At 63.1% G+C, this 24379-nt stretch carries 18 protein-coding genes; 3 read left to right on the top strand and 15 right to left on the bottom strand.

Going from position 1 to position 24379, the window contains the following annotated elements; translation table 11 throughout:
• Positions 1 to 123 precede the first annotated feature (123 nt).
• Positions 124 to 903, top strand: a complete 780-nt coding sequence (locus BM046_RS02870; RefSeq protein ID WP_090536749.1) for an enoyl-CoA hydratase — start codon at positions 124 to 126, stop codon at positions 901 to 903.
• An 81-nt stretch (positions 904 to 984) separates the two neighbouring features.
• On the opposite strand, the gene BM046_RS02865 is transcribed toward BM046_RS02870, so the two are convergent.
• The 15 genes from BM046_RS02865 to BM046_RS02795 all read right to left on the bottom strand — a co-directional run bounded on the left by BM046_RS02865 (position 985) and on the right by BM046_RS02795 (position 22382).
• Positions 985 to 2367, bottom strand: a complete 1383-nt coding sequence (locus BM046_RS02865; RefSeq protein ID WP_090536747.1) for a DUF1329 domain-containing protein — start codon at positions 2365 to 2367, stop codon at positions 985 to 987.
• Between the two features lie 35 nt (positions 2368 to 2402).
• Positions 2403 to 3986, bottom strand: coding sequence for a DUF1302 domain-containing protein (locus BM046_RS02860; protein WP_090536745.1), 1584 nt, complete (start codon positions 3984 to 3986; stop codon positions 2403 to 2405).
• A gap of 106 nt (positions 3987 to 4092) precedes the next feature.
• On the bottom strand, positions 4093 to 5286 hold the full coding sequence (locus BM046_RS02855) for a saccharopine dehydrogenase family protein (protein WP_177197768.1): 1194 nt from the start codon (positions 5284 to 5286) through the stop codon (positions 4093 to 4095).
• 285 nt (positions 5287 to 5571) lie between these two features.
• Positions 5572 to 6741 carry a helix-turn-helix transcriptional regulator gene (locus BM046_RS02850; RefSeq protein WP_143084137.1) on the bottom strand — a complete coding sequence of 390 codons (1170 nt, stop codon included), beginning with the start codon at positions 6739 to 6741 and terminating at the stop codon, positions 5572 to 5574.
• On the bottom strand, positions 6738 to 7988 hold the full coding sequence (locus tag BM046_RS02845; RefSeq protein WP_090536741.1) for an MFS transporter: 1251 nt from the start codon (positions 7986 to 7988) through the stop codon (positions 6738 to 6740). The genes BM046_RS02850 and BM046_RS02845 overlap by 4 nt, the downstream gene beginning before the upstream one ends.
• Positions 7988 to 9334: an NAD(P)/FAD-dependent oxidoreductase gene (locus BM046_RS02840; protein WP_177197767.1), complete on the bottom strand. Its 1347-nt coding sequence runs from the start codon at positions 9332 to 9334 to the stop codon at positions 7988 to 7990. Before BM046_RS02840 ends, BM046_RS02845 begins: the two co-directional genes overlap by 1 nt.
• A 267-nt stretch (positions 9335 to 9601) precedes the next feature.
• Positions 9602 to 10981: a DUF1329 domain-containing protein gene (locus BM046_RS02835; RefSeq protein WP_090536737.1), complete on the bottom strand. Its 1380-nt coding sequence runs from the start codon at positions 10979 to 10981 to the stop codon at positions 9602 to 9604.
• A gap of 13 nt (positions 10982 to 10994) precedes the next feature.
• Positions 10995 to 12647 (bottom strand): DUF1302 domain-containing protein, encoded by a 1653-nt coding sequence (locus BM046_RS02830; protein ID WP_235818549.1) that lies wholly within the window; start codon positions 12645 to 12647, stop codon positions 10995 to 10997.
• Between the two features lie 84 nt (positions 12648 to 12731).
• Complete coding sequence (locus tag BM046_RS02825; protein ID WP_090536733.1) at positions 12732 to 14348, bottom strand: FadD3 family acyl-CoA ligase; 1617 nt, start codon at positions 14346 to 14348, stop codon at positions 12732 to 12734.
• Positions 14349 to 14367: 19 nt separating this feature from the next.
• Positions 14368 to 15402 carry a ferredoxin--NADP reductase gene (locus BM046_RS02820; RefSeq protein WP_090536731.1) on the bottom strand — a complete coding sequence of 345 codons (1035 nt, stop codon included), beginning with the start codon at positions 15400 to 15402 and terminating at the stop codon, positions 14368 to 14370.
• Positions 15403 to 15404: 2 nt separating this feature from the next.
• Positions 15405 to 16166, bottom strand: a complete 762-nt coding sequence (locus BM046_RS02815) for a glucose 1-dehydrogenase (protein WP_090536730.1) — start codon at positions 16164 to 16166, stop codon at positions 15405 to 15407.
• Positions 16147 to 17889, bottom strand: a complete 1743-nt coding sequence (locus tag BM046_RS02810) for an FAD-dependent oxidoreductase (protein WP_090536728.1) — start codon at positions 17887 to 17889, stop codon at positions 16147 to 16149. The genes BM046_RS02815 and BM046_RS02810 overlap by 20 nt, the downstream gene beginning before the upstream one ends.
• A 16-nt stretch (positions 17890 to 17905) precedes the next feature.
• The gene (locus tag BM046_RS02805) at positions 17906 to 19096 is read right to left on the bottom strand and encodes an acyl-CoA dehydrogenase family protein (protein ID WP_090536726.1); all 1191 of its coding nucleotides are present in this window, start codon (positions 19094 to 19096) and stop codon (positions 17906 to 17908) included.
• A 125-nt stretch (positions 19097 to 19221) separates the two neighbouring features.
• On the bottom strand, positions 19222 to 20880 hold the full coding sequence (locus BM046_RS02800; protein ID WP_090536724.1) for a methyl-accepting chemotaxis protein: 1659 nt from the start codon (positions 20878 to 20880) through the stop codon (positions 19222 to 19224).
• A 71-nt stretch (positions 20881 to 20951) separates the two neighbouring features.
• On the bottom strand, positions 20952 to 22382 hold the full coding sequence (locus BM046_RS02795; RefSeq protein ID WP_090536722.1) for a coniferyl aldehyde dehydrogenase: 1431 nt from the start codon (positions 22380 to 22382) through the stop codon (positions 20952 to 20954).
• Between the two features lie 185 nt (positions 22383 to 22567).
• On the opposite strand from BM046_RS02795, the gene BM046_RS02790 reads away from it, so the two are divergent.
• Positions 22568 to 23581, top strand: a complete 1014-nt coding sequence (locus BM046_RS02790; RefSeq protein ID WP_090536720.1) for a flavin reductase — start codon at positions 22568 to 22570, stop codon at positions 23579 to 23581.
• A gap of 11 nt (positions 23582 to 23592) precedes the next feature.
• Positions 23593 to 24366, top strand: coding sequence for a glucose 1-dehydrogenase (locus BM046_RS02785; protein ID WP_090536719.1), 774 nt, complete (start codon positions 23593 to 23595; stop codon positions 24364 to 24366).
• Positions 24367 to 24379 lie beyond the last annotated feature (13 nt).

Genomic DNA, 24379 nt, shown 5'->3' with positions numbered 1-24379 from the left:
GAAGTCATGGCCTCACTCTATTGGCACAGGCGCCCCGGCCACTTCGTCTGAACGGACGATGAAGCGCACCAGTGCCGATCCAACAATCGGAGCCAGTCCATTCCCAGCAAGCAAAGGCCCACCATGTCCGACTCCCCCTGCGTCCTGCTCGACCTGCCCGCCCCGGGCGTGGCCCGGCTCACCCTCAACCGGCCGACCGTGACCAATGCCCTCAGTCTCGAACTGCAGGCCCTGTTGGCCGAACACTTCAGCCAGCTGGCGGCCGACCCGCAGGTCCGCTGCATCATCCTCACCGGCGGTGACAAGGTATTCGCCGCCGGGGGCGACATCTCCAGCATGGCCGGGGTCGGCGCCATCGATATCTACCAGCGCCATACCGAGCGCACCTGGGCACCGATCCAGCACTGTCCCAAGCCGGTGATCGCCGCGGTCTGCGGCTATGCCTACGGTGGTGGCTGCGAACTGGCGATGCACGCCGATATCATCATCGCCGGGCGCAGCGCACGCTTTTCCCAACCGGAAATCCGCATCGGCATCATGCCCGGCATCGGCGGCACCCAGCGCCTGGTGCGCGCCGTCGGTAAGGCCAAGGCCATGCAGATGGCCCTTACCGGCAAGCCGATCAGCGCCGAGCAGGCTTATATCGCCGGGCTGGTCAGCGAGCTGGTGGATGACGACCAGGTACAGGACATCGCCCTGGAACAGGCCCGGCTGATCGCCGAGATGCCGCCACTGGCCGCCGAGCAGATCAAGGAAGTGATCCTCGCCGGCATGGACGCCTCGCTGGAGGCAGCACTGGCGCTGGAGCGCAAGGCCAATGCCCTGCTGTTCGCCTCCCGCGACCAGAAGGAAGGTATGCAGGCGTTTATCGAAAAGCGTCGGCCGCAGTTCCAGGGTCACTGATCCGCACCGGCCAGGGACCGCAGAAGGGTTGGCGAGCAGATGCTCGCCAACCCGCGGCCGACCACTTCCTTCGGGTTTTTCTCAGCGACCCATGGCGCGCAGCCGGTCCGGGGTGAACATGCTGGCTGGCATATCGCCCTTGTTCAGGATACCGGCACGCTCGCGCTCGTTGGTCAGCGCATAGCCGATATAGCCGCCGCTGTTGAGATCATGGAAGAACGAGGTGCCGGACATCCAGGCGCTGATATCCGGGTGGTAGTAATAGTTGAGGATGGCATGCTTCCACAGCACCCCCCGGCTGTCATAGTTATCCGCCATCACCGCATGCCAGGTATCCTCATCCAGATACAGCCGGCGCTTGCCATACAAATGCCGTGCACCGGCCTTGACCGTGGCTTCCAGCACCCAGACCCGGCGCAGCTCGTAACGCAGGAACTGTGGATCGGGATGATTGGGCTGCAGCAACTGGTCATAGCGCACCTCCTTGCCCTGCAGCTTATAGCCGTTGGCCGGAATATAGATTTCCTGCTTGCCGACCAGCTTCCAGTCGTAGCGATCAGGCGCGCCATTGAACAGACGATCCTCATCAATGGTCATCAGCCCGTTGCTGCCACCCAGGGGCTGGTCGTAGCCATAGCCCGGAGCCAGCCGCACCCGGCGCGTCCCGGTATTGTACGACCAGGCGGTACGCGCACCCTGGCGGTAGTTGTAGGGTTCATGAGCCAGGGAGATATTGCCACGCTCGGTCTGCGGTAACAGAGTCTCGGTAATGCAGTAGGCCGATACCGGATCGCTGGTACTGGAGCGCACGCCTGGACTCAGGTCGTTGGACGGCGACAAGCAGCGCCCCCGTGCCCTGCCCCAGCCAATCGAACCACTGGCGGTGACCGCGGCGATATCACGGATCTCGTCCTGGGTCCACTCACGGAAAGGCAGCTGATGGTTCCACAACACTTCCATGGCATTCTGCGGGATCGGGAAGGGAATGAAGCCCAGGCCACTGTAGCCCAGACCATCATCGACAAGCTCGGCATTCAGCGCATTCCACTTGACCCGCTCGCAGACCTCCTCGGGATAGGCAAATTCGCGCCGGCCTTCATACACTTGCATACGATAGCTATCGGGGTAGCGTTTGAACATCGCAAGCTGACCCTCGGTCAGATGCTGGGCGTACTGCTCGACGTTCTGCGCAGTGATGATCAACCTCGGCTGGTCAGCGGCGTAGGGATCGATCGGATGGGCACCACTGTGTGGTTCGGCATTCCAGCCCGGTACCTCACCGACATACAACCCCTTGTACTCGGGAATGGTCCCATCGGCATTACCGGCGCGCTCGGCACCGACACAGGTCAGGTCCCGTCCCAGGCGTTCGGCCTGCTCCGCCGTCACGGCTGCCTGGGCAGCATGGGTGGCCGTCAAGCCGAGGGCAACAGCCAGCGCTAATGCTATATTGTGTTTTCTCATTATTGTTCTCTCTCTATGACACTGTCCGCTGCCAATCAGAACGGATACTTGGCTGAAAACGTAAGGAAATCACGGTCGGACATATCCCTTCCTCTGGCCGGGTCCGCCGAGGACAGGAACGCGGTATAGGTGGTTTCCAGCTGTAGCTTGCCCAGGTAGGTGAAGCTGGCACCCACCGACAGGCGCTTGTCGCCCTTGCCACCGGATAGCGCACCCTGGATGGGCGTATTGCCGGCCACCACATGGGACCAGTTGACCGGTACATCCATATCCCAACCGGAAAACACTCCCGGGTAGGACAGCACCCCTACCAGCGTATAGGCCGTGCTGGAGCGGGTCTGCCAGCCGTCCTCGCCCTTGAAGGTGAAGTCCTTGCTGCCGTTCATCCGGTCCACACTGTTGGCCCGAACATGCACCAGCTCACCGAGTAATATAGTGGAGTTGGCCCAGGGCATGTCCCCCAGTGCATGCATGAAACTGGCCTGTATCTGCTGACCCGAGCCACGGGTTACATCGCCGCTTTCCAGCTGGATCGGCACACCGGTGCGATAGGACCATTCACCGCTGACCTGAGTATCGCCAACGCTGGTGGACATGCTCATACCGGTCAGCTTGATATCCTCGAAGATCTCGATCTGGAAGTGCTCGAAGGTATCATCGAAGGAGAAAGTCGCCGGGTTGCGGTCGTGATAGCGCACATGGAAAAAACCCAGCTCGGTGGCGGGTACCGGCCGGTACATGGCGCGTATACCATACTGACCGCTGGAACGTGGCTCGTTGGTTCCGGCATACAACACCTTGTGATCCGGCCAGCCGGGAGCGGTGGGAATGCGCAGCATTTCCCGACCAGGGCCGGTGACATCGGAGCTGGACATATAAGCACCGACCGGATTCAGTTCGTTGCCCTTCCACTCATATTGTGTGTAGGCCGACAAGCCCAGTGACGGGCTGACCTCCCAGTTAGCCGACACCTGCCCCACTGGCAACAGGATATCCTTGACCTCGATGCCCGGCAGGTCCGCATTGACCACGTTGACCGAGCCCTGCACGCCGTTCACCCCAGGGTAGAATACCCCCTCCCCCCAGGCCACCACATGGCGTCCGGCCTTGAGATTGAGACGCTGCTCGTTGGCCAGGTCAAAGTCGCCGAACACATAGGCATCCAGGAAGCGGCTCCTCCCCCCAGCATACTTCCTGGCATCGCTGGTGAACCGGTCGTGGGCTCCTTCCTTGCTGACCGTTCCAAGGGAATTGTTATCATTCTTGCGATGATAGACATCATCATAAAAAGTACTGCCACGCAGCACTGCACCATAGTTGTCCTTTTGCCAAACCAATTCGCCCAGCGCCGTGAGCCGGTGACTGGTCAGACTGTGGCGCTTGAAGTTGCGGTTGCCGTCATCGGCGTTGGCATCACTGAGCAGCTTGGCATCCTGCCCGCGCATCCGTATACCCAACCCGTAGGTGGTGACCACCGACCAATCCAGGGTGGAGCCATCATTGAAGCTGATGGTTTCACCGGCGTGTGCCGGGCTGGACATGGCACCCGCTACCGCCAGGGCCAATGCGCCGGGCACCATTTTCAGCACTTTTCGGTAATTATTATTCTTGTATCCCATACCGTCCCCACTATATGAGTCAATTGCGTATTATTGTTGTTAGTTGCACAGGGCAGTTCTCAACCTTCGAACAGCTAACTGTTGACTCTCCCTGCGCCGTTACCCATCAGCTTGTATACAACCCTCCCTTCACGACTCTTTCATCCAGAATAAAGTTAGCTCCGGTCGCCTCGGCAAAGGCCGCAACATAAGCTTCGGCATCCAGGCAGATCTCTGGGCTGAGCAGCCCCTGACCGGTTATCTCTCCGCGGATATAAGCCTCCAGAACCAGCCGTGCGCAGGTCGGCGTCGGGTCGGCAGACCCTGCTTCCTCCGCACTGGTCGGCAGCTTTATGTGGTATTCCATGACGCTGGTGATCTCAGCATCGTCGCGCTGGCCTAGCACTTCGATGCGAAACGCTACACTGCGCGGCGCTGTGGACAGGTCCACCGTCAGAGCCTCAGCCGCTACCGAGCTGGAGAAGTACTGCGCCATGAACTGCCTGGGAGAAATACCCAGGCCCTCGATCTTGTCGGTGGCAGCAAAGCCCAGATCGATAAAGGAGCGCCAGATCTGGTTACCGCGGTCGGGGAAGAAGCCGATGCGGTTACTGACCTCCTGCACCCCCTTGATGTAATGCGGCAGGGTGATGGTTTCACCATGCCCGATCAGGTATGCGCCCATTTCCCCGAATGGCGCCTTGTACTCCACATCCCGGCGTCCGCTCCAGCCCGGCTTGAGGCAATACTGGCCCTGCTCGAACTGGGTGACGCCGCCACTGGTGATATGCAACATATGGTCGACCACTGCAGGTGACAGCGATTGCGGCGAGAACGGCACGACGGTGGAGAGGTGAATGGCATGGGCCTGGTCCAGCCGGTCGGCCAGCAACCGGGCCACCACGTTGGTCAATCCGGGGGTGGAGCCGCAGCCGATGATGATGCGGATACCGGCGGCCAGTGCCCGTGCGTGGTAGTCGCCCTTGAGCAACAGTGCCTCGGCCACATCGTGGTCATCGTTGATGTCGATATAGTCGACCCGGTTACGCAGCGCGGCCTCGACCACCGGCAGCGCGCTGCGGTAGAAGGGCCCAACCGCATTGAACACCAGTTGCACGCCATCGAGGGCGGCATCCAGCTGCTGCGGCTGGTTGATATCGACGCGCATGGCCCGCGCCGCCGAGCCGACTTCAGTCGCCAGTGCCGTGGCGGTATCGGCGTTGATATCGGCAATGACATATTCCACATCGGGATTGCCCGCCACTAATTGCCTGGCGACATTCGCGCCGACATTCCCGCAACCCAGCAATAGAATTTTCATGATTTTTCCCATTATTGTTTTAACTTGTCGCCGAGTACCCGGCAGATAGTTGCATCCCGCAACCGCTCTCTACCGGGTAAACAGCACTGAAGCAGCAGACAGCTACAACCCAGGCAAGGGAGTAAAGTCGAGAACACGATAACCAAGCGTCCAGACCGCCCACCAGTACCAGGCGGTACTGCGGTAACCAATAAGGTTGCAGATAAAAAGCAGTGAAAAGAGGCAATAACAACAGAGCCGCACAAACAGCGGAAGGAGTTAATAAATGGGGTATTTCAAAGAAAACTACTGCAGTAACGGAAAACTTCTGAATACCAGCCTGACAAGGTCGCTCTGTCCTCTTATACCCAGCTTGGCATAGATGTTTTTCGAGTAGTTACGCGCAGCCGACACGGCCACCTGCAGCTTATCCGCCGCGTCGGCCAGCGAACAACCAGCGGCCAACTGCATGGCCAGCCGCCCTTCCTGGGGTGTCAGGCCGAACAGCTGCGAAATGGCCGCACAGGCTTTGTCCGCATCGCTCATTTCCCCGACCCACAGGCCGCCGAACTCGGCGATATAGACTATGATACTGGGCACCCGCTTGCCCTGGAAGGTCGGCTCCAACACCGTGGGTGCTACCAGTACACCGAGAAAGCCCTGCCCTGGCGAGTTGAGGTTCAATAGGCTTTTGCCCGAGCCGACGTTAGGCGCCCGGGTGCGCGCCAGCAATGCCCGCTCCACCGCCCGCATCAGCTCGGACTGGGCGGCGGCCTCCCTGAACAGCAGGCGATCAGTGATGCGTACCGCGTCATAGCCATTGATGATCTCCGCCGCTGCCCGGTTCAGGCTGATCACCCGCGCCTCATCGTCCAGCAGCACACAGCCGAGGTGCATGTGGTTGAGACTGCTCTCGAAGATGCTGCGCTCAAGCATACACTGCTGCAACCGCACATACAGGCCAAGCGCCCTCGCCAGGTGTGGCAACAGTTGTTCGAACAGCTCCGCAGTTTGCTGTTCGAACAGGACGCTGCTGTTATCCGCCCCCTTGACTACATCCAGCCAACAGGACATGACCCCGTCAGGATCGGAAAAGCCCGCCCGGAACGCACCCTGAATACCAAGGCTGCGAATATAGGCCAAGCCTTCATCGCCGAGAAAGGCAGGTTCGGAGGCCAGCCAGGCACCCTTGATCTGTTGCTCGGGGTACAGCGTCTGCTCACCATCCAGATAGGTACGACAGACCCGCTCAACTTCCAGCCAGTCAATCGTGTCATCCGGCGCCACCGCACTGACATGCACATCACCCATCAGTTTCGGCGAATGGTGCAGGGTGATGAACACCGCCTTGGCCCCCAGCAACTGACGCACCCTGTCCACCAGTGACTGCCAGGGTGGCGATTCGTTGATACCCTCGTATATCAGTGCAGTTAGATCCAGCAATCGCTCTGATCCACCCACGGCTGTCCCGCTCATCCCCTCTCCCCTCGCCCACAGTGCATATCTGTCACCTTGACCGTGTCGGTACGTCCAGGCAACAAGCCAATCAGCGGCAATGCCAGCACGGTGCAGGCAGCACATAGCAACAAGGCAGGCGCATAGGATTGAGTAACATCCAGCAGATAGCCAACCAGCCAGGGGCTGAACGCTGAGCCTACCCCGGCGATCAGACTGCCGATACCCAGCAGAGCGCCGAAGTGCCGCTCTCCGACCATCCTGGCCATCAGCATCGGCGAGAACTGGTTGACCAGGTTGAAGGTAGCTCCCCAGCCCAGGGCGAAAACCGTGATGGCGACATACCCTACCCAGCCAGCGGACACCGACAACAATGCCAGAATACCGATGACGCCGGCAATATTGACTACCAACAGGATCCCCCTTGCATCCCAGCGGGTACTGAGAAAGCCGAAGACAAAATGACCAATCAGCGCACAGATGCTGGTTACCGAAAACACCCCTGCCGCCTGCGCTGGGGTATAGCCGGTGTGAATCAGGTAAGGCACGACGTTGATGAAGATCCCCAGCACACTGAAGGTCAGAAGTATCTGCATACCCACCCAGAACCAGAAGCCTGGTAGCCGGAGGGCGGCAGCAAGCGGCGCCCCGGCCAACTCAACAGCACGCATGCCCTGTTCGCCAATAGCCGTCTGTTGGGGCAAGCGCGCCAGCCACAACAGCACCGGAACCACGATCAACAGCATCATCGCGCTGATCAGTTTCATTGCGCCATGCCACTGATGCTGCTCCATTACCCATGTCAGAAAAGGCGGGAAGCAGATCGCCCCCAGTGACCCACCGGACAATACCAGCCCCACCGCCAGCCCCTGACGCGGCAACGCGACCCAACGCAGCACCACGGCAATAGCCGGGACGTAGGTGGATATGCCGATACCAACCCCGCTGATCGCTACCCACATTGCCAGACTGCCGATATCCTGACTGAGCGCAGCGAGAAAATACCCGGCGCTCGCCAGGGTGGCGCCAGTGGCCATGACCAGACGCGGTCCGAGCCGATCCAGCAACCAGCCGCCCACGGGCATCGCCAGGGTCATACTGAGCATGAAGAACGATGGAATATTCGCCACTTGCTCATTACTTGCGGCAAAAGCCTGCATCAATGGCATAGTGAATACACCGAAGGAACTCAGAGTCGAGCCAAGCAATATACCCAGTGTCATCGCCATACCGGCAACCACACACCAGGCCTGGCGTTGATCCGGCATCAGATCACCCCCAGCCGCTGCGCCAGTCGCGCTGCCGGGATAAGCAGCTTGCGCACCAGCAGCTCGTGCTTGCCGGCAAAGCTGACCGCTTGCGGACGCTGCACCGGAAACGGCAGGCTGGCCAGATCATCGGCGGCCAGCGCCTCACCCAGCAGCTTGCCGAGCAGCGGTGCCATGACGTTACCCCAGGCATTGAAGTGCATCAGCCCATATACCCCCGGCTGCACTTCATATATCCCTGGGAACTGTTGATCACGCATCGCTACTCGCCCGGTCCAGTAAGCCTGCAGCTCCAGCGGAAAGGCGCTGGCCTCGGGCCAGGTGCGATGAATCCATCGTAGGTGCTGCCGGAAATGCCAGGCCGCATCGTGCGGGCGCCGGGCACTGGGTATCGAAGCGGTAACCAACCGGTGCTGCTCATCGATAACCAGCGGGTGCAGGTCCATTGGCACCTGGGCCAACGTCTGGCGTCCGGGCATGATGATCTCGCGCAGCGGCTCGGGTAACGGCGCCGTAGCCAGCGCATAGGCAGTCAACGGGTAATAGCAGTTGGTGAAGGCCGGCACTATGTTGGTGGGATAGGCATTGGTACAGAATATGACCCTTGCAGCTGTCACCTCCCCCCTGGCGGTGATCACCTTCCAGCGCTGCCCGACCGGTTGAATAGCAAGCGCCTCAGTATCGCCGTATACCCTGGCACCATGGCCGACTGCGGCATTGGTCAGGCCATTGCTGAACAACCAGGGGTTGATACGCCCACCGGAGGCATACAGCACGCCATGAGGATAGCGCGCCGAGCCGGTCATACTCCGCATCTCCTCCGCACCCAGCTCGTATATCTGCTGGCGGCCCTGCCAGTGGCGCATGCTGGCGTTGAAACGCTGTAGCTGGGTGGGCGTCTGCATCGCATTCAGATAGCCGGACTGCACGGCATCGCAGTCGATTGCGTATTCACGTGCCAGCTGAAACGGCAAAGTGTGCCACTCATCGAACAGTGACAGAAAACGCCTCCCCCGGTCCGGAAAGCGCTCGAACACCTGAAGATTGCGCAACGTCGGCAAGACATGACCCGCGTTACGGCCAGATGCACCCCAGCCGGGCTGCCGCGCCTCAAGCACCACCACTGCAACCCCCTGCCTGGCCAGATGCAGTGCAAGACTGCTGCCGGCCAGCCCCGCGCCAATCACCACGTGGTCGGTGTCCAGTGACTCCTCCAGTGAGGGCCAACACTTGACCTGCCTGCCGGTCAGGGTCCAGCCGCTGTGATGAATACCGATATCACCGCTGCCCCAGCCTTCTCGGCCCGCTTGCTTGTTCTCCAATACAGTATTACTGGCGGCTATCACGCACCAGCCTCCGGTTTTCTTATTGTCGGGAGTAGCATGGTGACCGTCCAACAATACGGCAATCACCATGACATTGAACATACGTGGAAGACCAGCGACGCAGCCAGTGCCAAATGGCATCGGCCCAGCCAGTTGGGCAGGAACGGAAAACAGAGATGATAAAAGACAGCGGGGCACCGCCCTCACACTGACAGATACCAGCGAAACCGATATCCATCTGTGTGCGAGCGAGCCCCGCAATACTGCTGACGCTCAGACGAGCCTTGTTCAGCGACCGGCGCGGCGGGCAGCCTCAGGACCGAAATCACGGGACGACAGCCCGCCCTGGTTGAGGAGATAGCCCCTGGGCTGCTCGTTGACCAGGTTGAACGCCAGGTGGCTGCGCGCCTGCAGATCGTGGTACAGACCCGCACCCGCCTGCCAGGTCTGGGCTTCCGGCGCGTAGTAGTAGTTGACCATCGAGGTGCGCCACAGGCCGCCACGGGCGTCGTAGTTGTCCCCCATGACCATCAGCCAGCTATCCTCGTCCACGTACATGTGCCGCTTGGTGTACAGGTGCCGGTAGTTGTCCTTGATGTTGGCTTCCAGCACCCATACCCGCCTCAGCTCGTAGCGCATGTACTCGGGGTTGACATGGCCGGGTGTCAGCAGGTCTTCATATTTGACCTCCGGCGAGTGGATGCGATAGGCGTTGGCCGGTACGTACATCTCCTGCTTGCCGACGATCTTCCAGTTGTAGCGCTGGCCCGAGCCGTTGAAGATCCGCACCTCGTCCACGGTGATGGTGCCGCCGGAGCCGGGGAACTGCATGTCAAAACCGTATTCCGGCGACTGGCGCACGCGGCGGGTACCCGGGTCGTAGCGCCAGCTCTGGCGCGGCTCCTTGGTATGGTCGAAGAACTCGATGCCGGTGTTGATTTCACCCCGGTCGCGCTGGGGCAGCAGCGTCTCGTTGCGGTAATAGGACGAGGCCCCGGTGGTGGTGCCGATCTTGCCCGGCTCCAGTGGCGGCGCCAGGTTCTTTGATGCCACCTGGCCCCAGGTGATGCGGCCGTTGCTCAGCACATAGGCGTTATCCGATACCAGTTCCTCGGTCCAGGGGCGGTAGGTGAAGAAAGACGAGGTCCACATCAGCTCCAGCCCGGTTTTCGGGAAGGGGAACAGGATGCCGCCGGTTGTCGCCTCGACCCCCTCGCCGTCGCTGACCAGCTTGGCCGACTTGGCGTTCTGCAGGGTCGCCTCGCAGACGCTGTCCGGGAAGCGGAAGTCCCGGCGGGTTGGGTATACCGGAATGGCGAACGTATCGGGATAGGCCTCGAACAGCGCCTTCTGGCCGGCCGACAGGCGCTCGGCATGCTCGGCCATGTTCGCTGCGGTAATGGTGAACAGCGGCTTGTCATCGGGATAGGGGTCTACCGGATGCTGGCCGGGAATCGGCGCTTCCATGTGATCCGGCACGCCCAGCCATTTGCCGGTCCACTCGGTGATGCTGCCGTCGGCGTTGCCGGCCTTTTCGGCGCCCACGCAGGTAAGGTCCTTGCCCAGGCGGGCGATTTCTTCGGGCGTGGCCGCAGCCTGCGCCAGCCCCGCACCGAGCAGCATGTTGGCGGCAACCACGGCCGCGCCCAGAGGTTTGATCATGCGCATGCAGTTAGCTCCCTCAGAATGTGTACTTGACGTTGAATGACAGGTAGTCGCGGTCGGCCATCAGGCGGCCGTGCTCGACGTCCGGCGAGGACAGGTAGTTGACCCAGGTGGTGCCGACCTCGAAGTTGCCCATGTAGCTGAAGTCCGCGCCCAGCGTCAGGGTCTTCTCGCCCCGGCCCAGGCCCTGATAGGCGCTGCCATCGATGTTCTGCTGCCAGACGCTGGAGAGGGTCAGGTCCCAACCGCTGAAAATGCTGGGGTAGTCCAGATAGGCACCCAGACCCAGCAGCGTGCTGGAACGGGTTTGAGTGGCGTAGGTGTAGTCATCTTCGGTCGTGGAGCCCAGCGCATTGGTCACCGTCAAGGTGTCCACACCCATGATGCGCTGATTGACCACCTCACCCATCAACGTGGTCTGCTGGGCAATTGCACTGGGCCCGAGGATGTACATGAAGTTGGCACTGGTCATCAGCAGATCACCGGTAGTCGGTGTGCCGGAGGCCAGATACACAGGTGCATCCTGACGCAGGCTGATATCCGACCCAACCTGCACCTCGCCAACCTTGGAGCTCAGGCTCAGGCCGGTGAGTTTGATGTCTTCGAAGTAGCCGAACTTGATGCCCGCGCCAGCCATGGCGTTGACGCTATCCAGTGACGAGTAGCGGCTATCCCCGACGAAATCCATGAACATGGCAGCAACCCGGTCATGGTAGCGGTAGTGGTAGAGCCCCAGCTCGGTGTTGAAATCCAGGTTCCAGCGCACCCCGAGGCCCCACTGCCCAGAGTCCCGCGGATCCCGCTCACCCACCGTGGCGAGTATTCGAGGGTCGGACAGCTCGCTTATCACCCCTGTCACCCCGGGATACCGGAAAAACTGTGAGCCGGGACCGAAGAAGTCGCTGCCATTGAAGAAGTCGCCCACCGGGTTCAGCCTGGTCTTTTCCCACTCCAGCTGATAGAAACCGGTGAGCGCCCACTGGTCATTCAGCGCATAGGTGAATGAAACCTGATTGACCGGCAGGTAGGCGTCCTTGGCTTCGGTACCGGGCACGTTGAACTTGGTGGCGTCCACCGGCGCCTGGCCCTGACTGATGTTCGGCCAGAACAGGCTCTCACCCCAGGCCACCAGATGGCGACCCGCATTCAGTGACAGATACTGCTCTTCACCGATCGGCCAGTTGCCATAGACGTAGGCGTCCAGCAACTGGAAGCGGCTGCCGCTGTCGTTGCGGGTCTTGCCGATGAAGTGCTGCTCGTCACCGGGCTGGCCGACCAGGCGGTTCACCGTGGCGGCCGAGTCGTTGTCGTTGGTGCCCTTGTATACGTCATCGTAGAAATGACTGGCGCGCAGCACCGCACCGTAGTTGTCCTTGGTGGCAACGATTTCGCCGAACAGGCTGACGCGGTTGTTCACCGGTGCATAACGGTCGAAGTTGCGGGTGCCGTCATCGTTGTTCAGTGCTTCCAGGTAGCGGCTGTCAGGGCTGCGGGTCCGGAAGGAATAGGTGTAGTTGGCGGTAATCTGCGAGTCGATGCTCAGTCCGTTACTGAAATCCAGCGAGGGCAAGGCGGCGGCCGTCGGACTGCTCAAGGCAAGCGCGACGGCCGTGGCCAGGGGCGAACTTCGCACTGCAAGGCGCGCGAGAGGGGTTTTCTTGTTATTCACTGTCTGCTCCTGATGTTGTTGTTCGCACAGTGGTTGCGAACCTGAAGTATCAGAATGCCAACAGCGAACCGCATACCTCATACCTCATACAGAGTATGAAGCGCTTTCTTCCTCCTGCAGCTGGCGGGCCAGCAGCAACTTGTCCACCTTGTTCGAAGCGTTGGTGGGCAACTGGTCAAAGAACTCCACCCGCCGCGGCACCTTGTAGTTGGCCATCCGCTCCCGGCTCCAGGCGATCAGCGCCGGCGCGTCCAGGGTCTCGCCCTGGCGCAGCACCACGCAGGCGCAGCCAACCTCGCCCATACGCTCATCCGGCACGCCCAGCACCGCCACCTGGGCGATGGCCGGATGCTCGCTCAGGGCCGCCTCGATCTCCGCCGGGTAGCAGTTGAAGCCGCCGACGATGAACATGTCCTTGAGCCGGCCGGTGATGCGCAGGTTGCCCTGCTCGTCCAGGCTGCCGATGTCGCCGGTGTGCAGCCAGCCCTGCTCATCAAAGGTGCTGCGGGTGGCCTCGGGGTCGCCGAAATAGCCCTGCATCAGGTGGAAGCCACGCAGGCAGATCTCGCCGTTGTGCCCCGCGGGTACCGGCTGGCCCTGCGGGTCGAGGATCGCCAACTCGGTACCGGGAATCGGCCGGCCGCTGGTGCCGGCAATGATCTCGGCCGAATCGTCCGGGTCGCAGATGGTGGCCAGCCCACCGCATTCGGTCAGGCCATAGGCGGTAGTGACCACCGCGCAGCCCAGCTCCTTGCGGATGCGCTGGATGAGCACCGGCGGGATGGTCGAGGCGCCGGTCACCGCCACCCGCAGGCTGGACAGGTCCTTGCGCCCCAGCTCGGGGTGATCGAGCATCGACAGGTACAGGGTCGGCGGCCCGGGCAGCACGGTGATGCGCTCCTCGGCCACCCGCCGGAACACCTCGTCGGCGTCGAATACCGGCTGCGGCAGTATGGTCGCCCCGCCCAGCAGGCAGGTCAGCCAGCCTGCCTTGTAGCCGAAGGAATGGAAGAACGGATTGACGATCAGGTAGCGATCCCCGGGCACCAGCCCGATGATCCGTACATATTCATTGAAGGCGCGCAGGGACGGCCCATGGGCACACATGACGCCCTTGGACTTGCCGGTGGTACCCGAGGTGAACAGCAGGTCCGACAGGTCCGTGGGGGCAATCGACCGGGCACTGGCCAGCGCCTGCTTCAGCGGCACCTCCTCAGCGGCGGCAAGAAAGTCCGCCAGACTCTGGTCGCCCGCCCGCTGCGGCTCGGCATCCAGTACCACCAGACGCTCGAGGGTCGCCGGGCGGTGCTGGTTGAGCATCGCCGGGTAATCGGTACCGAGGAACTGCCCCTGCACGAAGGCCAGCCGGGCACCGCTGCGGGCCACTATGTCCGCCGCTTCGGCGCCTTTCATGCGGGTATTGAGCGGCACCAGCACCGCCCCGGCGGCCTGCAGGCCGACCGCCAGCACCACCCAGTCAATGCTGTTGGGCGCCCAGATCACTACCCGGTCGCCCTGGGTGATGCCGGCTGCCAGCAGCGCCCGGGTCACTCGCAGCATGTGCTCGGGCAGCTCGGCGTAGCTGATCCGCCGCTCACCGTCTTCCAGCGCCAGGCGCTGGCCATGGCGTTCGGCCGCTTCCAGCACCAGCGCCGGGATGGACGCGGGCAGGTCTTCAAAGCTCGGGAATACACTGGCCATGACTCGTTGTCTCACTTGTTCAGTCGGGGAAACGCAGGTGCACCCGGTCGCTGGTGGCGACCGCCTGGCAGGCCAGCGTCCAGCCCTCGTTCAGCTCCTGCTGGTCCAGCGCGTCGTTGTTCAGCAGGTCCACGGTGCCGTCGACCAGGGTGCACATGCAGGAAGCGCAGGAACCGACCAGGCAGGAATGCGGCGGCTGCAACCCTTCCCGGCGCATGGCAGCGAGCAGCAGTTCACCCTGCTCGCAGTCGATCTCGTGGGTACTGCCGTCCAGCTCCACCACCAGCCGGGTGGCCGCAGCGCCGAGGTGTTCCACCACGGAAACGCTGGGCTGCTCGCTTTCGCTGGGCAGGGAGACAAAGCGCTCCACATGCACTGCCCGGCTCGGCAGGCCGGCCACGCCGAGAGCCTCGACGCAGGCATCCATGAAGGGGCCGGGGCCGCAGATGAAGGCCTCGGCGTGCTCGAAGCCGGCCGCCAGCTGGGCCAGCTGCGGCACGCTCGGCAGGCCCTGCACGCTGTTCAGCCAGTGCACCACCTGCAACCGCTCGGGATACTCGCGTACCAGCCCCTGCAGCAGCTCGCTGAAGATCACCGATTTTTCGTCGCGGTTGGCATAGACCAGCCGGATGCGGCCCTGGGCCTGACTGAGCACCGAGCGCAGGATCGACATCACCGGGGTGATGCCGCTGCCGCCGGCGAACAGCAGGAAGTCGCCGTCCAGGCTGCGGGGCACGAACACCCCCGCAGGCGCCAGCACCTGCAGCCGGTCGCCGGGCTTGACCTGATCGCACAGCCAGTTGGAGCCGCGCCCGTCGTCGACCCGCTTGACCGTCACCCGCAGGTTCTCCGCAGCAAAGGGCGAGCTGGACAGCGAGTAGCAGCGCGGCAGCCAGTCCTCGCCATGGGGAATGCGCAGGGTCAGGAACTGCCCAGGACGATAGCGGAAGCGCTCGGCCAGTTCCGGCGGCACCTTCATTTCGAAGGAGCAGCTGTCATGGGTCTCGGCGATGACTGCCGCCACTTCCAGGGTGATGTATTCGGGCATTGTCATAATCAGATACTCATTACAAATTGTCCGCTGTCCACGCGCAGCTCGATGCCGTTGACCGCCCGCGATTCGTCCGAAGCCAGGTAGAGCACCGCGCCGGCCACATCCTCGGGCAGGCAGGCCCGGTTCATCGGGTCGTGGTCGATGGTGAACAGCGCGGGGTCCATGCCCTGGGGATAGCCGCCGCGGGTCATCGGGGTCATGACCCCGTCGGGATGGACAGAGTTGCAGCGAATGCGGTACTTCGCCCGCCGGCAATGCACTGCCACGCTGCGGGTCAGCGCAGCGACCGCACCCTTGCTGGCGCCGTAGGCCAGGTAGTCGTGGCGCGCAGCCAGCGCCGCAATCGAGGACATATTGATGATGGAGCCGCCGCCGGCGTCCTTCATCAGCGCCACGGCAGTCTGGCACCCGAGAAATACGCTGTCGGAGTTGATCCGCAGCAACCGGTGCCACTGTTCCAGCGTGGCTTCCTCGATACTGCCGGGGATCAGAACGCCGGCGTTGTTGACCAGCACGTCCAGCCGCGGGAAGCGCTCGCGCACCAGCGCAGCCAGCGCCTGCCAATCCGCCGGATCGCTGACGTCCTGGCGCAGAAACAGCGCCTGGTCGCCCAGCTCGCCGGCCAGCCGCTCGCCCTGCTCCAGGTTCAGGTCGGTCAGCACCACCTGCGCGCCCTCGGCCACGAAGCGCCGGGCCACAGCGGCGCCAATACCGCTGGCGGCGCCGGTGACTACCGCTACCTTGTCAAGCAGTCGTGGTTGCATGCCGCCGCTCCTGCTGGGCCTGGGCAACATGATGCGCGGCGACGTAGCCGAAGGTCATCGCCGGCCCCAGGGTACCGCCGGCACCGGGATAGGTGGTGCCCATCACCGAGGACGAGGTATTGCCGATGGCGTACAGCCCGGCAATCGGCTCGCCTGATTCGTGCAGCACCTGGGCATGCTCGTTGGTCAGCAGGCCGCCCTTGGTGCCGATATCGCCGGCGTACATGGGCATGGCGTAGTACGGACCCTTTTCCATCGGTGCCAGGCAGGGATTGGGCTTGATGTTGCTGTCGCCGTAGTAGCGGTCGAACACGTTGCCGCCCCGACCGAAATCCTCGTCCACCCCGCTGCGGGCAAAGCGGTTGACGCGCGCCACAGTAGCCTTGAGACCGGCCGCATCAACACCGATCTGGCCAGCCAGCGCATCCAGTGAATCGGCCTTGTAATAGACATTGTTCAGCCAGGCCTTGCGCAGGCGGCTGTCGGGCATGATCTGCGCCGGCATCAGCGGGCCCATGGCGTAGTTGAAGCGGAACTTGCTGTCGAAGATCACCCAACCCGGAATGCTGGCACCGGTCTGCTGGTGGTCATCGTACATGGCGGTAACGAACTCGAGATAAGGCGCCGCCTCGTTAACGAAGCGCTTGCCCTGGCCGTTGACCACGATGGCACCAGGGAAGGCGCGCTCGGCGAACACACCGCGGGCGCGCTCCTCGCCCGGGACCAGCAGGCTCGGCGCCCACCAGCCCCAATCCATCAGATCGGTAGCCGCACCCAGCTGCAGGGCGGCTTCCAGCGCGGCGCCGGTATTCGCACCGGCGGGCGTGGCGCTCCAGCTCACCTTGCTCGGCTGGGGTAAGTACTTGTCGCGCAGCGCCTGGTTCTGTTCGAAGCCGCCGGCCGCAAGAATCACACCCTTGCGCGCGCCGAGGCGCTGCAGCTGCCCATCACGCTCGACCAGCACGCCGGTCACCCGGCCGTCCTCCTGGACCAGCTCGCGCAGGTCCGTCTTGAGCCACAGGGCGATGCCGCGGTCCATCATCGAGGCCCGCAGGCTGGCGACCAGCGAGCTGCCCAGCGCGGCGCGGCGGTCGCGCTTGCTGTTGGTTTTCTTGCGCCAGGCAAAGTCGAGCTTGTAGCGCAGCATCATCCACAGCACCATCAGGCGCCAGCCGCGGGACTTGGACATAGCGCGGTGCGCGTCCCGGGCGGTCCAGGCAATCCGGCCCATCAGCATATTGCCCGGCGAGCCTTCACGCATGGTTGCCAGCTCGTCACCCAGTGCGCTGAGGTCGAACAGTTCCGGGTCCAGGCTGCGACCGCCCGGCAGTGAGCCGGGCAGGTGCGGGTAGTAATCGGGGTATTTTTCCGCCACGGCATAGCGCACCCGGGTGTGCTTCTCCAGCCAGGCGATCATTTCCGGGGCTTTCTTCAGATAGGTGCGCAGGCGCTTTTCATCCACCTCGTCACCCACGGCGGCCTTCAGGTAGGTCCAGGCCAGCTCTTCGCTGTCGTTGCCACCCATGGCGCGGAAATAGTGGTTGTTGGGGATCCAGATACCGCCGCCCGAGAGCGCCGAGGTGCCGCCGTACTGGTCGGCCTTTTCCACCACCAGCACCTTGAGCCCCTGGTCCGCCGCGGTGACCGCTGCGGTCATGCCGCCGGCCCCTGAACCCACCACAATCAGGTCGTATTCTGCGCTGTAATCATTGTTGTTGTGCATATCGACACTCACTTGCTCAGACGTAGGGATCGGGGTTGGGCAGGCCCAGCTGTACCGCACCGTAGGTCCGGGCGAAGGCCGCCACGTTATTGGAGATATGCCCCCGTGCCTGGTGCAGGTCACGGAACACGCGCGCCACCGGGTTGGTGTTGTACAGCCCCGAAGCAGCCATGCAGCGCAGCAGCTGGTCGACCTTGTCGGCGCAGATATTGGTCACGTAGGCCGACTGGTAGCGGTACAGCAGGCGGGTCTCCACGTCGGGGAATTCGTTGCGCTCGGCCAGCTCCATCAGATGCGCCATGTTGCGCTCGAGCACCAGCCGCAGCTGGTCCAGGGTCAGGGTGGCGTCGGCGACCACTTCCTGGGCCAGCGGGTCTTCGGCGGTCTTGGCGCCGTGCTTGCCGACATGCCTGGCGGCATTGGCGCGGAACTCGTTGATGGCGCCCTGCAGCGCGCCCAGGCAGGAGCTGGATACCGCGCGGGTGAAGATCTGGGCGAAGGGAATGGCATACAGCGGGTTGGTATTGACGAGCCGGCCCGGGGTCGCCTCCATGCTGGTGTTGTTGGTGCGCTGGACCCGGTGGTACGGCACGAAGGCGTCCTCGACCACGATGTCATGGCTGCCGGTGCCACGCAGGCCCAGGACATCCCAGTTGCGCTCGATGCGGTAGTCACTGATCGGCACCAGGAAGGTACCGTGCTCGGCACCCTCGCCATTGGCATCCGGCGGGATGATGCCGCCCAGCAGGGTCCAGGTGCAGTGTTCGCTGCCGCTGGAGTAGCCCCAGCGCCCGCTGATGCGGTAACCACCCTCGACCGGCGTTACCTTGGCCACCGGCATGTAGGTCGAGCCCACCAGAGTGTCGGGGTTGTCGCCCCACACATCCTCCTGGGCCTGCACGTCGAAGCGTGCCAGCTGCCAGGGGTGTACGCCCATCACGCCGTAGATCCAGGCGGTGGACATGCAGCCTTCGGCCAGCGCCTGCTGGATCTCGAAGAACCCCCGCGGGTCCATCTCGAAACCGCCGAAGCGCTTGGGCTGCATGGCGCGGAACAGGCCCGCCTCGCGCATGTCGGCCACGGTTTCCACCGGCACCTTCATATCCCGGTCGGCCTGCTCGGCCCGCTCTTTCAGCGCCGGGATCAACTGCCGTGCGCTGGCCAGCAATTCGCGTTCTTTTTCACTTCTTTCGCGGGTGACACCCATCGTGTGCTCCTCCAGAGACTATCGGCAGCGCCCCTATGCGCAGCTGATTCGATTATCTGGAGCCGGTGCCACTCACTCATCGTCAAAGCGGACTATGGCAGCGTCCGCAGGGGCAAATGGATGGCTCAGGCGCTGCGAAAACGCTGCGCCATGCCTTCCAGCTCGCTTGCCAGGTGCTCCAGCTGGACCGCTGCGGCGGCACTGTCAGCAGCACTGGCGGACATTTCCCGGGCACCCTCGGACACGCCTTCGACCCGCTGGGCTATCTCCCGAGTTGCCGCGGCCTGCCCCCTGAGCACCTCGGTTATCTCGTTGACCGCGACGATCACCTCGGCGGTGCCTTCGCGAATCTGCGCCACCGAGCCGTCGGCCTGGCGTGCCAGCCCGACGCCGGCCTCGACCCGACCCACGGTGTGCTGCAGCCCGCTGGCCACCGCCCGTGTTCCGCTCTGGATCTGTTTCACCGTCTCGGCTATCTCGAGTGTTGACCGGGAGGTACGCTCGGCCAGTTCACGCACCTCGGCAGCCACCACCGCAAAGCCCCTACCCAGCTCGCCGGCGCGGGCTGCTTCGATGGCCGCATTCAATGACAGCAGGTTGGTCTGTTCGGCCACCTCGTTGATCACCCTGATCACACTGTCGATCTGCGCCGAGAAACGCTCCAGGTCACGCATATCCTCTGCTGTCTGCTGCACGGCACCGGCGATATCGGTCATTTCGGCAGTCATGCGCTGCAGCAACGCTTCGCTTTCGATGGACCGCGCCGCCGCCTGCTGGGTAATCTGCCGGGTGGATTCGGCATGACTGCCAACCTCCTCGATCGACACCGACAGCTGCTCTACCGCCGATGACATGCTGATCACCGCATCGGACTGCTGCCGGGCCATGTCCGAGGCGCCATCGGACAGGGCTGACAGACGGCTGGAGGATCCTCCCAGCAACTCGACCTGCTGGCGCAACCCACCAATGAGCTCGCGAAGATTGGCCTGCATCCGGGCGAACTCGGCCATCAGGTCGGCGATCTCGTCGCGCCCCTGGATGTGCATCTCGCTGGTCAGATCCCCCGCGGCGATCGCCTGGGCATGCCTGGATACTGCGCCAAAACCCCGGCGCAGTCGCGCCAGCGTGAGGGTACCAGCAGCGCTGCCGAGTACCAGCCCAACGATGGCAAGTGCCAGGTAGACACCCACCGTCATGCGATAACGGCGTTCAGCCTCGGCGAATGCTGCTTCGGCCTTTTCCTGCTGATAGCTGCGCAGCTGGGCGAGTGCCTCCCGGGCCAGGCGCCCTTCTTCTGCACCGTTCTGCAGGAAGGAACGCATACCGACCACGGCAAAGTCTTCAATCTCCAGCAAGGCCAGCATCGCGTCCAGATCCTCAAGCCAGAGCTGGTAATGCTCCTCGAATCGGGTTACCAGCTCCTGCTCCCGACCATCCAGGGGGCGCTGCGCAAAGATACTGCGCAGCGCCTCGATGCGCGCACTGTTGCTGCGGATCTGCTCGAGATAGAGGGACATCGCCCGGTCGTGAGCAATGGACAGCTTGCCTTCCGGATCGTACTGGAAGGCAATCAGCACCAGCCGTCGATTCTCATCGAGCACCTGCTCGATATCGGTGGTGCAGGCAATGACGGTCAGTTGCTCGTCCTGGACGGCCCGCAGGCTGTCCCGGGACAGCTTCAGACCGTACCAGCCAAGGGCGACAGCGGTATAGAACAGAACACTTGCCAGTCCTGCCCAGAGCAACAGGCGAGTGGCAATACTGATACGCAGAGAGAAAGGCACGGGTTGGCCTCCCAGCCAAAGGTGACCGGCACCCCGATCCAGGGGTGCCGAAAAGTCAGGTAAGGAGCCGGTCAGCGGCTGATCTGTGACTGGATGACAGAGGCAAAGCCCTCATGGTAGGGCGGCAACATACCCCACTCGCCGCGCGGGTCGGTTGCCGGGGCCTGGTACACCGTGCGCAGGTGGCTGAATTCGATGAAGCCCTCACGGCCATGGTAGCGCCCCATGCCCGAGGCGCCGACGCCACCGAAGGGGGCATTTGCCAGTGCCGCGTGCATCAGCGCATCATTGATACTCACGCCCCCCGAGAGAGTATGCCCCAGCACATAGTCCTGCTCGGCCTGATCGGCGCCGAAGTAGTACAGCGCCAATGGCCGCTCACCCTGATTGATCTCATCAACCACATGTTCGAGGTTGCTGTAGCTGAGCACCACCAGCGCCGGTCCGAAGATTTCCTCGCGCATGATCCGGCTGGTCAGCGGCGGATTGATCACCAGACTCAGCGGACGCTTGCGCTGAGCGGCGTCGAAGGGCACATCCGGGCACTGGACCACTTCCACGCCCATGTCACGGACCTCGTCCAGATAACCATCAATCCGCCGCAGATGACGCTCGTTGACCACGCTCACCAGATCGGGGTTATCCGACACCGACGGATACAGCGCACTGTAGGCCCGGGCAAACTCGCGGACGAACTCTTCGCGCCGGGTCACCGGCACGAACACCCGGTCCGGCGATATGCAGATCTGCCCGCCATTGGTCCCCTTGGCCACGGCCAGCCGCCGGGCCGCCTCGGAAATGTCGGCGCTCTGGCCGATGATCACCGGCGACTTGCCGCCCAGCTCCAGCGTCACCGGCACCAGATTCTCCGCCGCCCGGCGCATGATGTCGCGCCCGACTTCGGTACTGCCGGTGAAGACCAGATGATTGAACGGCTGGCTGGCGAAGGCCTGCCCGACCTCGACCCCCCCGGTGATGATGGCCAGCTCGAGGGGGTCGAAACGCTGGTCGATCAGCTCGGCCAGCAGCGCGGCGGTGTGCGGGACTATTTCCGATGGTTTGAGTACCGCCCGGTTGCCGGCGGCAAAGGCGCAGGCCAGCGGGCTGAACAAAGTGAACAGCGGCGCGTTCCAGGTCCCCATGATGCCGACCGTGCCCTTGGGCTGGTATTGCACCCAGCCCTGCGCGCCCATCTGGTCGTAGGGTGCGAACACCGGACGCGGGTCCCGGGCCATCCAGCCCTCCAGATGATCCCTCGCATGCTTGAGCGAGCCCAGCGAGCCCTGCACGTCATTCAGCAGCCCGAAGCCCGGGTGGCGCCCCCCGAAATCCGCATCCATGGCCTCGGCCAGCGGCTGGTGATGGTCGACCAGCAGGTCGATCACCCGCTGCAGGCGAGCACGACGCTCATCGGCACTGACCGGGCCATGCCCATCGAATGCGCGGCGCTGGGCCGCCAGAAGCGGTGTTAACTCGTCAATGGATTGCAGGTGGGCACGCATGCAGCTTCTCCTTATAGTTATCGCCAGGGCGCTTTTATCACTATTGGCACGATAGATAAGCGCCCCGCCCCGCACCTCGTCCATTCGGACCAGTGCCACCTTGTGCGTTAGTCCATAAAGACGATGACCCGGCAGTGCCCGAGCCCAATACTGCGGCCACTGATTCTGGATACGACGAGGCGGACATGACTGCTCAGGCAAGCTTCAATCCCAGGGCGTTTCGCGACGCCCTGAGCACCTTCACCACGGGCGTGACCATCATCACCACCCGTGCTGCAGATGGCTCCCCTATTGGCATTACCGCCAACAGCTTCAACTCGGTATCGCTCAACCCGCCGCTGGTGCTGTGGAGTCTGGCCAAGTCGGCCTACAGCCTGGAAGCCTTCGCCCACACCAAGCAGTGGAACGTCCATGTGCTGTCGGTGGAGCAGGAGGAGCTCTCCGGGCGCTTCGCCGCCCGCGGCGAGGACAAATTCGCCGGAATCGAGCTTGACCGCGGCATCAATGACATTCCGCTGCTGCACAACTGCACCGCGCGCTTTCAGTGCCGCACCGCCTTCATGTACGAGGGCGGCGACCACATGATCTTCGTCGGCGAAGTACTCAGCTTTGACCAGAGCCACCTGCCGCCACTGGCATTCCAGAGCGGGCAATACGCCCTGACCGCACGCAAGCCGCGGGAAGGTGTGCGCCTGTCCCAGGTCGAGCAGGTCGCGCCCGACTGCAGTTACACCGAGGACCTTCTGGGGTACCTGGCCGGCCGTGCACATTACCAGCTGGTTGCCTACCTGCGCACCCTGCTGCAGAACCACAAGCTCGACGAGCATGCGTTCTTCGTCCTGTCGGTGCTGAGCATTCAGGACAACCTGACGCTATCGGAAATCAACCATTTCGTTTCCTACACCGGCCGCGAAGTGACGCTGTCCATGCTGCTGTTCCTGCAGAAGCAGGGCTACATCGTGGCGGATGAGCAGTCCGGCGAGCAGCGCTTCCTGCTCACCGGCGAGGGCCGCGAGGTCTCGCTGGAGCACGTGGCACTGGCCAAGGCCGTGGAGCAGGAGGTTACCGAGAAACTCGGCGCCGGCGACACCCAGGCGCTGAAGATCCTGCTCAAGCGTCTCATCCACGCGACCGACCCGGGCCTGCCCGACCTGTGGACCCTCGACAGCCCGGCTGACCAGGCCCGGATCGCGAAATAAGGGGACGCAGCATGTCGCTACTGGAACGTTTCTCCCTGCATGGCAGCGTGGCGCTGGTCACCGGCGCCGGCAAGGGCATTGGCCAGGCCATCGCGCTGGCCTATGCCGAGGCCGGCGCCCGCGTGGTCTGCGCAGCCCGTACCCTGGCTGACGTGGAAGCCGTGGCCGAGCAGATCCGCCAACGGGGTGGCCAGGCCATTGCCGTGAGCTGTGATGTCAACGATGCCGGCCAGCGCGAGGCCGCCGTCGCCGCCGCCGTGCAGGCCTTCGGCAGGCTCACCCACCTGGTCAACAACGCCGGGGGCGGCGGGCCCAACAGCCCGTTGAAACTGAGCTGGCAGGAGTTCGACCGCTCGCTGCATTTCAATGTCACCAGCGCCTACCACCTGATCCAGCTGTGCGCACCGCATATGCGCGAGGCCGGTCAGGGCAACATCATCAATATCACTTCCGGCGCGGCGCGCTATATCCAGCGCAACTTCAGCCGCTACGCCGCAGCCAAGGCCGCCCTGACCCACCTGGGCAAGATGCTGGCCCAGGATTTCGCTCCGGTGATCCGCATCAATGCCATTGCCCCCGGGCCGATCATGACCGACGCGCTGGCCGGGGTGATGACCGACGAGATCCGCCAGGTCATGGAGAGCAACACCCCGCTGGGCTGCCTGGGCGAGGTGGAAGATATCGCCGCTGCGGCGCTCTACCTGGCTTCTCCGGCTTCGCGCTGGGTCACCGGCAAGGTCATCGAGGTTGATGGCGGTGCCGAATCCAGCGTCTTCCCTACCTGAACGGAAACCGATA

It is taken from the genome of Halopseudomonas formosensis (assembly GCF_900115905.1).
GTDB classification, from domain to species: Bacteria; Pseudomonadota; Gammaproteobacteria; order Pseudomonadales; family Pseudomonadaceae; genus Halopseudomonas; species Halopseudomonas formosensis.
Note: the sequence above shows the minus strand (reverse complement) of the source record. Positions and strands in the feature narration are given on the sequence as shown.

What these genes read in the sequence shown, in the direction of transcription:
- BM046_RS02870 (WP_090536749.1), top strand. Translation starts at nt 124, where the DNA reads ATGTCCGACTCCCCCTGCGTCCTGCTCGACCTGCCCGCCCCGGGCGTG.
- BM046_RS02865 (WP_090536747.1), bottom strand. Translation starts at nt 2,367, where the DNA reads ATGAGAAAACACAATATAGCATTAGCGCTGGCTGTTGCCCTCGGCTTG.
- BM046_RS02860 (WP_090536745.1), bottom strand. Translation starts at nt 3,986, where the DNA reads ATGGGATACAAGAATAATAATTACCGAAAAGTGCTGAAAATGGTGCCC.
- BM046_RS02855 (WP_177197768.1), bottom strand. Translation starts at nt 5,286, where the DNA reads ATGAAAATTCTATTGCTGGGTTGCGGGAATGTCGGCGCGAATGTCGCC.
- BM046_RS02850 (WP_143084137.1), bottom strand. Translation starts at nt 6,741, where the DNA reads ATGAGCGGGACAGCCGTGGGTGGATCAGAGCGATTGCTGGATCTAACT.
- BM046_RS02845 (WP_090536741.1), bottom strand. Translation starts at nt 7,988, where the DNA reads ATGCCGGATCAACGCCAGGCCTGGTGTGTGGTTGCCGGTATGGCGATG.
- BM046_RS02835 (WP_090536737.1), bottom strand. Translation starts at nt 10,981, where the DNA reads ATGCGCATGATCAAACCTCTGGGCGCGGCCGTGGTTGCCGCCAACATG.
- BM046_RS02825 (WP_090536733.1), bottom strand. Translation starts at nt 14,348, where the DNA reads ATGGCCAGTGTATTCCCGAGCTTTGAAGACCTGCCCGCGTCCATCCCG.
- BM046_RS02820 (WP_090536731.1), bottom strand. Translation starts at nt 15,402, where the DNA reads ATGACAATGCCCGAATACATCACCCTGGAAGTGGCGGCAGTCATCGCC.
- BM046_RS02815 (WP_090536730.1), bottom strand. Translation starts at nt 16,166, where the DNA reads ATGCAACCACGACTGCTTGACAAGGTAGCGGTAGTCACCGGCGCCGCC.
- BM046_RS02810 (WP_090536728.1), bottom strand. Translation starts at nt 17,889, where the DNA reads ATGCACAACAACAATGATTACAGCGCAGAATACGACCTGATTGTGGTG.
- BM046_RS02805 (WP_090536726.1), bottom strand. Translation starts at nt 19,096, where the DNA reads ATGGGTGTCACCCGCGAAAGAAGTGAAAAAGAACGCGAATTGCTGGCC.
- BM046_RS02795 (WP_090536722.1), bottom strand. Translation starts at nt 22,382, where the DNA reads ATGCGTGCCCACCTGCAATCCATTGACGAGTTAACACCGCTTCTGGCG.
- BM046_RS02790 (WP_090536720.1), top strand. Translation starts at nt 22,568, where the DNA reads ATGACTGCTCAGGCAAGCTTCAATCCCAGGGCGTTTCGCGACGCCCTG.
- BM046_RS02785 (WP_090536719.1), top strand. Translation starts at nt 23,593, where the DNA reads ATGTCGCTACTGGAACGTTTCTCCCTGCATGGCAGCGTGGCGCTGGTC.